At 68.2% G+C, this 8,699-nt stretch carries 8 protein-coding genes and 1 pseudogene; 6 read left to right on the top strand and 3 right to left on the bottom strand.

Annotated elements, in window-relative coordinates:
- A pseudogene (locus ACFYZ3_RS38375) lies at positions 1-684 on the bottom strand (tetratricopeptide repeat protein); the annotation flags it as partial.
- A gap of 196 nt (positions 685-880) precedes the next feature.
- Here ACFYZ3_RS38375 and ACFYZ3_RS38370 point away from each other — a divergent pair.
- The gene (locus tag ACFYZ3_RS38370) at positions 881-1,447 is read left to right on the top strand and encodes an ATP-binding protein (RefSeq protein WP_388528016.1); all 567 of its coding nucleotides are present in this window, start codon (positions 881-883) and stop codon (positions 1,445-1,447) included.
- Between the two features lie 309 nt (positions 1,448-1,756).
- Complete coding sequence (locus ACFYZ3_RS38365) at positions 1,757-2,056, top strand: hypothetical protein (protein ID WP_388528022.1); 300 nt, start codon at positions 1,757-1,759, stop codon at positions 2,054-2,056.
- 407 nt (positions 2,057-2,463) lie between these two features.
- On the opposite strand, the gene ACFYZ3_RS38360 is transcribed toward ACFYZ3_RS38365, so the two are convergent.
- Complete coding sequence (locus ACFYZ3_RS38360) at positions 2,464-3,243, bottom strand: GntR family transcriptional regulator (RefSeq protein WP_388528013.1); 780 nt, start codon at positions 3,241-3,243, stop codon at positions 2,464-2,466.
- A 164-nt stretch (positions 3,244-3,407) separates the two neighbouring features.
- Between ACFYZ3_RS38360 and ACFYZ3_RS38355 the strand changes: the two genes are divergently transcribed.
- From ACFYZ3_RS38355 to ACFYZ3_RS38340, 4 genes are all read left to right on the top strand, one after another.
- A complete protein-coding gene (locus ACFYZ3_RS38355; RefSeq protein ID WP_277725371.1) occupies positions 3,408-3,758 on the top strand; it encodes a hypothetical protein in 351 nt (116 codons plus the stop codon).
- The gene (locus ACFYZ3_RS38350) at positions 3,758-5,059 is read left to right on the top strand and encodes an FtsK/SpoIIIE domain-containing protein (RefSeq protein ID WP_388528010.1); all 1,302 of its coding nucleotides are present in this window, start codon (positions 3,758-3,760) and stop codon (positions 5,057-5,059) included. The genes ACFYZ3_RS38355 and ACFYZ3_RS38350 overlap by 1 nt, the downstream gene beginning before the upstream one ends.
- Positions 5,056-5,253: a hypothetical protein gene (locus ACFYZ3_RS38345; protein ID WP_388528007.1), complete on the top strand. Its 198-nt coding sequence runs from the start codon at positions 5,056-5,058 to the stop codon at positions 5,251-5,253. Before ACFYZ3_RS38350 ends, ACFYZ3_RS38345 begins: the two co-directional genes overlap by 4 nt.
- 299 nt (positions 5,254-5,552) lie before the next feature.
- On the top strand, positions 5,553-6,911 hold the full coding sequence (locus tag ACFYZ3_RS38340; protein WP_388528019.1) for a replication initiator: 1,359 nt from the start codon (positions 5,553-5,555) through the stop codon (positions 6,909-6,911).
- Between the two features lie 138 nt (positions 6,912-7,049).
- On the opposite strand, the gene ACFYZ3_RS38335 is transcribed toward ACFYZ3_RS38340, so the two are convergent.
- The coding region (locus tag ACFYZ3_RS38335) for a recombinase family protein (protein WP_388528004.1) at positions 7,050-8,699 on the bottom strand (1,650 nt) is incomplete at its 5' end.

Below are 8,699 nucleotides of genomic sequence, written 5' to 3'. Positions count from 1 at the left end.
TGCGGCGGCCTTGCTGAGGTTCGCGGCTTCGCGTTGGCCCCGGTCGTACTGGACGCAAGCATTCAGCAGGAACAGCCATCCGGTGTCAACGAGTAGCTCCTGGTGCTGGCGGAGCGTCATGCGGGATTCGAGCTGCTTCGTGACGTAGTGCAGCCCGCTCCGGGTGCGCTCGTGCAAGTAGTCGGCATCGGCGTACGGGTATGCACGGGCGAGTTGGTCAATGCCCTGTTCGATCGACTCCAGGGCGGCACTGTTGATATCGGACATCTCCGTACGCCGGAGCATCTCGGCGACGTCCCAGAGTCCGGCTCCGCCCTGCGCAATCAAAGCACTGGGATCCTCCGTGCGGGTCGCTGTGGCCGGGCGTTCTAGTTCCCAAGGCCGGGGGGCGACCCCTGCGAGGTGACCCGGAATCCGTAGGCCGTCGATGACTTCCAGCACCTTGTGGAACTGGGTGATCCGTGGCCGGACGCCCTTTCCCTCGGTCTCCGGCCTGGCCATCTTTCCGATGTGCTCACGCTTGTAGCCGACGGCCTCGGCGATCTTGGCGAAACTGATGTGGCCGTGGAGTCTGGCGAGTCTGAAGACCTCGCCGAAGTCGTGGTTGGCGATGGCTGACCGCACGTCTGCGCGTTCAAGCACGTGCGGCGGCAGAGCCGCCGGTGTCGGTGCAGCTTCGGTCATCTCACTTCCCCATCGTGATTGACCTGACGTGTGTTCTCGTCTGATCCGCTCTTTCGATCTTCACTTACGCCCTGCTCGCGAGTGTACCCACGAGGGGGGTCCCCGAGAGGGGGGAGCGACAGAGGGCCGCAGAGATGCACTCTCGGGTCACCCTGCCGGGACGGCCTCGGCAGACGTGACCTGACGGGACCGTGTCATGGACGCGAGAAGAGCGCGGGCACATGAGTACTTAGCCGAGGAACTGGACGCTTACGCCCACTGGTACGTGGCGCCGGCACCCTCCTCTGGCGGGCACTTCCTGACGCTGACCCTCTTCGCCGAGTGCGGCAATGCTGCGGGCGCCGCGCGGGGACAGACCGCGGAATTCCTTCGGGGCGCGGGTGCGGATGACGTGGTGGACGATGCCCGACTGATCGTCTCAGAGCTGGTCGGGAACGTGGTGAACCACGCAGTGCCCGAACGCTCCCTCTCACGCCCTGGTGGCTCCCGGCGCATCGACGTCGAGTTCAAGATGTGGCCGAAGTGGCTGTTCATCGGCGTCGCGGACGAGGACTCGACGCCCCCGCTGCTGCCGTTGGGCGACACGTTCTCACCCGAGCTGTTGGGCCCGCTGTCTGAGGCGGTGTTGCCGGACAGCGGCCGGGGGCTGCTCATCGTCCAGCGCTTGGCGGCGGCGGTCTGGTGGACGCCGAAAGACGGGGGCGGCAAAACCGTGTGGTGCCGACTCGACCTCGACGGCGCATCTGGGGGCGCGTCGTCGTAATGATCTCTGGCTGCCGTATCGCTTGTCGCTCTTGAGTGGGCGGTAGCCGGGGGCTGGAGGTGCTGCCTCCGGCGGGAAGCGCGGTTCCTGGGACGGTCGGCTGAGTTCCCCACTCAGTCCACAGGGGCCGCGCTTCACAACCCAAGAAAGAGACCGGGCCACCCACTGCCCTGGAAAGCGAACGGGTGGCCCGGTTGGGGAACGCGAAGATCCCCGGTGCCTCATGGTACCGGGGTCTTTGTGCTGTGCATCTGCCCTGGACCAAAGAGAGTTGACGGACAGTTACCTACATGGGCAGAGGTGGACACTGTGACTGGCGCGGGCGAGAGCTGGCTGCGTGACGGGCTCGATGGCGTTGCGGGTGTGGAGTCGGTTCTGTGGGTGCGTGGGGTCGATTACGTCGGGGGCTGGCGGTCGGCGCGTGAGTCTGCCGATCGGCTGAATCGGGCGCTCCTGGGTGCGGGCTTCGAGCTGTCGGCGGTGCGGGCGGTGGCGTCGGCGGATGAAAGTGGGCGCGGTGTGGTGCGTGTGACGGGCTGGCCGGAGACGGCGGATCGGCTCGCCGCGCTCCTGGAGGCGCTGACTGATCACGACGGCTGCGCGTGGTGATGGGCGCGTCGGCTGAGCGGTGCGGGTGGGCACGTCGTCGGGTGGAGAGACTTTGGGCGGGAGCTGCCATGGGGCGAGTGAACAGGGGGCCTTACGCTCGCCCGGCGAATCGGGCAGGCACTGGTCCTGCCCGCGTTTGTGCCCGATGGGCCCCCTGTTCTTCGAGGCTCGCCCCATGGTGGCTGCCTAAAGTCTCGGAACCCGGCGACCCCCAGCCGACCACGCCTCAGCCTTCGGCGTGCGGGTGTCGCCTCGGCTCCTCAACCGTGCTGCGGTGTGGGGCGTCGGGCGATCGGGCGGGACCGGCGGTCACGCCGCACGCCCGGCCGGGGCGGCCGGGCGCCCCGGCGCGCCGCAGGCGCGCCCTTGAGGAAGTGAAGGTGGTTTCGACCGATCATCGTTGCCGGTCAGGTCTGGCGGCGTCGGGTGGGCTGCTTGTCGGCGGTGATCCGGTACGCGGCTTCGGCGCGGTCGGCGCCGATGCGGAGTCCTTCGAGGATCAGCGGGCGGTCGTCGGTGCCGTGCGTGATGCGGGACAGGTGCAGGATCGGCGTCGCGTCCGGGAGCTGGAGCGTGGCGCGCTCGTCGGGCACCGGCATGCGGGCGCGTACCGTCTCCGACCACCACAGCTTGTGACCGGCCTTGGCCAAGACGGCGTAGACGGCTGTCGGCTGCTGGCCAGGCTCCTCGGCGAGTGCCGGCACACTCTCAGCGACCTCGAAGGGGATCAGCGTCCGGTGCATCGCACGGGTGCCCGTGGCGGCGTCGGACAGGAGGCGGTCACAGCCGAACAGCTCCTCTTCCTCGCCCAGACCGAGGAGCTGCCCGGTCGCCTTCGTCGCGCGGGTGCGGTGCACGCTCGGTTCCTCGGCCTCGTCCCAGATGTCGCCGCCGGGCATGACGAATGTCCCGCCGGGGGCGTGCTGGATGCGGCGGTCAAGGGCGAGCGTGGGGTGGCCGTCGGCGCGTACGAAGCTGCCCTTGCCGTGCCGGACATCGACCAGACCTTCCGCGCGCAGTGCTGCGATGGCGTTGCGGACGGTGGGGCGGGAGACCTGGTAGCGGGCCATGAGCTGGGCTTCGGACGGCAGCAGGGACTCGGGGGCGAACTCGCCCGACAGGATCGCTTCCCGGATGGCGGCGGCTACCTGTTGGTAGAGGGCTCCGGGGCGCTGGATCTCCGTCATCTCGGCATCTCCGGTCTGGTGTCGTAGGCACGTCGCACGCGCGACATCACTCGTCAGCATAAGTACTTGCACTCTCGCCGTACAGAACCCCATAGTCATAACTCGTAAGGACAAGTGACGTCCGAATGGGTCGGATGTCCTCGACGGCCAGGGAGGCCACAGAAATGCAGTCCATTCCCGTGGACACGACGCGGCTCGGCGTACTGCGCTGCGCCATCGCGCCGGAAGCAAAGCTCAGCAACCCCGAGACACAGGAGGTGAAGAAGGACCGGGACGGCAACCCGGTCTACACCGTCGCCGTGACCGTGCGGCAGGACCGGCGGCGGATCTCCGTCATCGAGATCGCCGTGAGCGGCGAACCCAAGGGCATCCAAGAGGGCCAGATCGTCAAGGTCACCGGCCTGACCGCGTTCGCCTGGGCGATGGGCGACCGGCACGGCATCAGCTTCCGCGCCGACGCCATCACCCCCGTACCCGCCACCGCGACGGCGCACGGCAAGGGTGGTGATGCCTGATGGGACCCCTACTCCTCGCCTTCGTCCTCGCCGTGCTGGCGTGGCTGCTGGTCGTCGGTGACCTGGTGCGCCGGCACCGTCCGGCCTGGCACTGGTACCTCACCGGATACCCGGCGGCGGCCTGGCGGGTGGTGTTCACCTGGCGCCGGGTCGCCCTGCTCAACGACCTCGCCGTAACCCGGCTCCCCGCGCGGACGCTGGTCGGGCATCTGCTGGTCAAGGGCGACCCGGTGCGGCCGGTGGCTCCGCGGATCTCCTTCCCGCGCGCCACCCGCATGGGGCTGAGCGTGGTGGTGCGGCTGCATGCGGGTCAGACCCCGGCCACCTACATGCAGGCGGCTGACGCGCTGGTCCACGCGTGGAAGGTCCACGCGGTCCGGGTGACCTCGCCGGAACGCGGCCTCGTGCTGCTGACCGCCACGGCCACAGACCCGCTGGAGCGGCCCGGGTTAGCCAGCGCCCCGGCGGAACTGCTCTCCGCTCTCATCGGCGCGCTGGAGACGGGCGGGGCGTGGGTGATGAACCTGCGCCTGGTCCCGCACTGGCTCATCGTCGGGGCCACCCGCTCGGGCAAGTCCACCCTGCTGGCCCGGCTCATCACCCAACTCGCACCCCAACCCGTCGCCCTGGTCGGCATCGACTGCAAGGGCGGCATGGAACTCGGCCTCTTCACCGACCGGCTGAGCGCGCTGGCGACCTGCCGTCGTGAAGCGGTGGCCGTGCTGACCGCCTTGGTGGTCGACATGCAGGACCGCATGAACGCCTGCCGCACGGCCGGGGTGCGCTCGATTTGGGAGCTGCCGGATCAGCTCCGTCCGGTGCCGGTCGTGGTTCTGGTGGACGAGATCGCGGAGCTGTACCTGTCTGACGGCACTCGCCAGAGCAAGGCGGAAGCGGAGCAGTGCTCCACGCTCCTGCTGCGGCTGGCGCAGCTCGGCGCCGCGCTCGGCCTGCACCTGGTCGTGGCCGGCCAACGCGTCGGCTCCGACCTCGGCCCCGGCGTCACCGCCCTGCGCGCCCAGCTCGGCGGCCGGATCTGCCACCGCGTCAACGACCCCGGCACCGCCGAAATGACCCTCGGCGACCTCAACAAGGACGCCGTAACCGTCGCTCAAGCCATCACGGCCCAGGAACGCGGCGTGGCTGTCTGCACTGGATCTGACGGCGGCTGGGCGCGTGCCCGCTCCCACCTCACCCCGACCGATGAGGCCGTGGCCACGGCCCGGAAGCACTCCGGTATGACCCCCGAACTCCCGGCCATAGAGCGCGCCCTGGTGGCGCTGGAAGGAGACGGCAAGTGATCAGCGAAGGTACGGCGTTCACGTTCGCGGTGGTCTTCGGGATCATCACCGTCCTACTCGTCCGCTCCCGCGACGTACGCGGCTGGGAAGCGGTCTGCGTCGGCCTCTTCGGCCTCTACCTCGGACAGACCCCCGTCCTGTTCACCATCCATGGCCTCGTCACCTGGGTCACCAGCGGCTTCTCCCACACCTGAGAGACAAGGACCCATCGCATGAGCATGCGCCGCGTGAGGTGCCCCCACTGCAAGGGCGACGGAGCCCGCAAAACCTGGACCGGACGACTGCGCCGCTGCCGCGTCTGCCGGGGCACCGGCACCATCCGCTAACCCCACCGCCCACGACCAACGCGATCGGGAGTGATCCCCATGAACGACGACGTGCCACCACCCACCATCCCGGCCGCTGCGGCGGCCCACCCCGGAAGGTCACCACCATCACCCCGCACCCCACCACCCCGGCTGACCGGCGCGCCGCCCTCGACCGCGCGGCGCGCCTGCGTCACCTCCCCGAAGCAGACCGAGACGCCCTCCGCATCGCCCAAGACCCCGACTTCCCCCGCTGGCTGCAACAGGTCACCCAAACCGGCGGCTGCGCCCACCCCGTCCACCTCTCCGGCCACACCACCACCCTCGACGGCGCAACCGGCGAGATCCTCCACCACTACGACACCCGCAACGAACCCGGCGAACGCCTCCTCATCCGCTGCCGCAACCGCCGCGCCACCATCTGCCCCGCCTGCTCCCGCCTCCACGCCGGAGACACCTTCCACCTCGTCCGCGCGGGCCTCATCGGCGGCAAAAACATCCCAACCACGGTGCGCACGCGGCCTCGCCTCTTCGTCACCCTCACCGCCCCCTCCTTCGGACCGGTCCACCGCGCGGGCACAACGTGCCGCCCCCGCCGTGACGGCGGTGCCTGCGAGCACGGCCGTCCCCTTGGCTGCCACAGTGTCCACGCCCCGGCTGACCGGCTCGTCGGCCAACCTGTCTGCCCGGACTGCTACGACTACACCGGCCACGCTCTGTGGCACGCGCACGCTGCCAAGCTGTGGGACCGGTTCGTCATCGACGTCCGCCGCCGCCTCGCCTCCTCGGCAGGCATCGTGCAGTCCCGGTTCGCCCGCCACGCGCGCTTGTCCTTCGCCCGCATCGCCGAGTACCAAAAGCGGGCGGCCGTCCACGTGCACGCCGTTGTCCGCCTCGACGGCCCGGACGGACCCACCGACGAACCCCCGCCTTGGGGCACCCCGGACCGGCTCACCCGTGCCGTGCACGCGTCCGCCCAGCGGGTCACCGTCCACACTCCCTACAGCCCGGCCGTAGGGGAAGTGGAACTTTGCTGGGGCGCTCAGACCGACGTCCGCGTCCTGCACGCCGACGGTGACGGCCCCGACGACGACGCCGTGGCTGCGTACGTCGCGAAGTACGTCACCAAAGGCACCGACGAGACCGGCGCCGGCACCGACCACAAGGTCACCACCAGGGACGACATCGACACGGCACCCGTCAGCTCACACGTCCGCACCCTCATGCACACGTGCTGGAACCTCGGCGGCCTCCCCGAATACGCACCGCTACGCCTGCACACCTGGACCCACACGCTCGGCTACCGGGGCCACATCCTCACCAAATCTCGCGCCTACTCCACTACCTACGCCGCACTACGCGCCGAACGCGCCCACCAGCACGGCCACACCGACACCCCCGACACGATCACAGACGCGCACTGGCGCTACACCGGCTCCGGCCACACCCCCGGCGCCGCGCTCATCGCTGCCGGAGTCGCAGAGGACATCGCGCAGAACCGCGCTGCCGTACGAGACGCCGTAAGCGCTGGCGGTGGTGCTACCTGATCACCCACCCGTATGAGGCGAGTGCGGCAGAGCAAGAGGACGCAGCAGCTCGGGCGTGGATTGATCGGCAGCTAAGGGATGCTCCCCCACTCTCCGACGAACAGTTGCGGAGCGTGGGGGAGATTCTGGGGCTCAGCCTCACTCGGAGGTCTTCCACACGGGCTTGAGCAGGTCTGGGTCGAACGTCTTGTTGCCCTTCCCACCAGGTAGAGCGATCACCGCGCTCAGTACCTTCTTCATCGCCTCGCGCTTCTGCGTGAGGGTCTTCGCGCCCCAAGACTTCCTGATGTCGGCCTCGGCTTCCTCGGCCTCCGCCTTCAGAGCCTCATGAGCCTTCTGGTCGCCCCTCAGTTCCTTGATCCGCCTTTCAAGAACGGGGAGGTTCCGGAAGAACGCCTCATCGTCGATGTCCGTGTCTTCGTCATCGTGCCACCGGCGTTCCAGCTCCCTGCGGCTTTGAAGAGCGCGCTCCAGCGCCTCGGCCTTGTCCCAGTCCGGCACGTCCTGAGCCTTGGTCGCTGCTTCCCGTTCCAGCTTGGCGATCACCAGTTCTTCGATGATCTTGTCTGTCTTGTCGCCGCGCTTGTAGGTCTTGTTGCAACCACCGTCCACGGTCTTCTTGCACATGTAGGCGTGGCGGTACTTGAGCCAGTCGTTCGCCTTGATGCCGATCATCTTGTTGTTGCAGACGGTGCCGTCCTCCAGGACGTTGCCGCACCGCAGGATGTTGGTCAGCAGGTACTTGTGGACCAGCCCACCACGCGGCGTACCCGTCCCCTGGCCCCGTTCCCTGATCTTCGCCGTGACGGCGAACCACTGCTTCGGCGTGATGATCGTTTCCCACTCGCCAACGATGGGCTGATCGTCACCGTCGCGGACAATCTCCCCCTTGATCTCTCGGTAACCGCAAAGGCGAGCGTTCACCAAGACCTGCTTGACCGTCTGGTACTGGAAGGGGTTCCCGCGACTCGTGATGAAGCCTGTCTCCTTCCAGCGACGCGTGATCTCTGAGATCGACGCCCCGGCGATCACATCGTGTACGGCCGTCCGGATGGCGTCGGCCTCGACCGGGCGCAGGGTCACCTTGTCGTCCTCCCATCCGAACGGACGCCACGCCGAAACGGACTGCCCGCGAATCGCCCGGCTGCGGTGGCTGTTCCGGCTCCTTCGCTGTTTCTTTCTCGTCTCGCTGAGGGACATGGCCACTCCCACAAGTCCCTTGATCTCGAACCCCTCGGCGTACAGGTCCTGGAGGCCGTTCGAGTCGTGGTAGACGCGTCCCTCCTGCGAGGTGAACGCCTTCAGATACCGCTCCCAGTCGCTCGGGCGCCGGTACAGGCGATCGTCGTTCACGGCCATGACGCCGTGGACCGGGTATCCCTCCGGCGTCGCACCCGCCGCAAGGTCGGCAAGCAGCTGCTCGAAGTCGTCGCGTACGACGCTCTCCTTGCTCGCGCTCTTGTCGTTGTCCGTGTAGCGGTAGACGACCAGCCACCCGAACCGCCGGGCGGCCTCGGACATGTCGCGGTGCTGGTCCTCGATGCCGTGCGCGTCCTTCACCCGGCCGTCGAACGAGATCCGCGCGTAGCAGACAACGCACTTCAGGTTGGGATCGGCGGCGAGCATGCTGCGTACTTCCTCGACAGACGGCACGTCCGCCGGCACGCCTCGCAGCTTGCTGATCACCTCTTCGCGCTTGCCCACGATGTTCCCCCTCGGTCCAAGTACGGGCTCTGGTACGACCGTAGTCCATGTGCCGCTTCTAATAATGCTCTTCTCGATGAAGAT

This window comes from Streptomyces sp. NPDC001599, assembly GCF_042893535.1.
Taxonomy (GTDB): Bacteria; Actinomycetota; Actinomycetes; order Streptomycetales; family Streptomycetaceae; genus Streptomyces.
This window is presented reverse-complemented; position numbering and strand designations above follow the sequence as displayed.

What these genes read in the sequence shown, in the direction of transcription:
- ACFYZ3_RS38370 (WP_388528016.1), top strand. Translation starts at nt 881, where the DNA reads ATGGACGCGAGAAGAGCGCGGGCACATGAGTACTTAGCCGAGGAACTG.
- ACFYZ3_RS38360 (WP_388528013.1), bottom strand. Translation starts at nt 3,243, where the DNA reads ATGACGGAGATCCAGCGCCCCGGAGCCCTCTACCAACAGGTAGCCGCC.
- ACFYZ3_RS38355 (WP_277725371.1), top strand. Translation starts at nt 3,408, where the DNA reads ATGCAGTCCATTCCCGTGGACACGACGCGGCTCGGCGTACTGCGCTGC.
- ACFYZ3_RS38350 (WP_388528010.1), top strand. Translation starts at nt 3,758, where the DNA reads ATGGGACCCCTACTCCTCGCCTTCGTCCTCGCCGTGCTGGCGTGGCTG.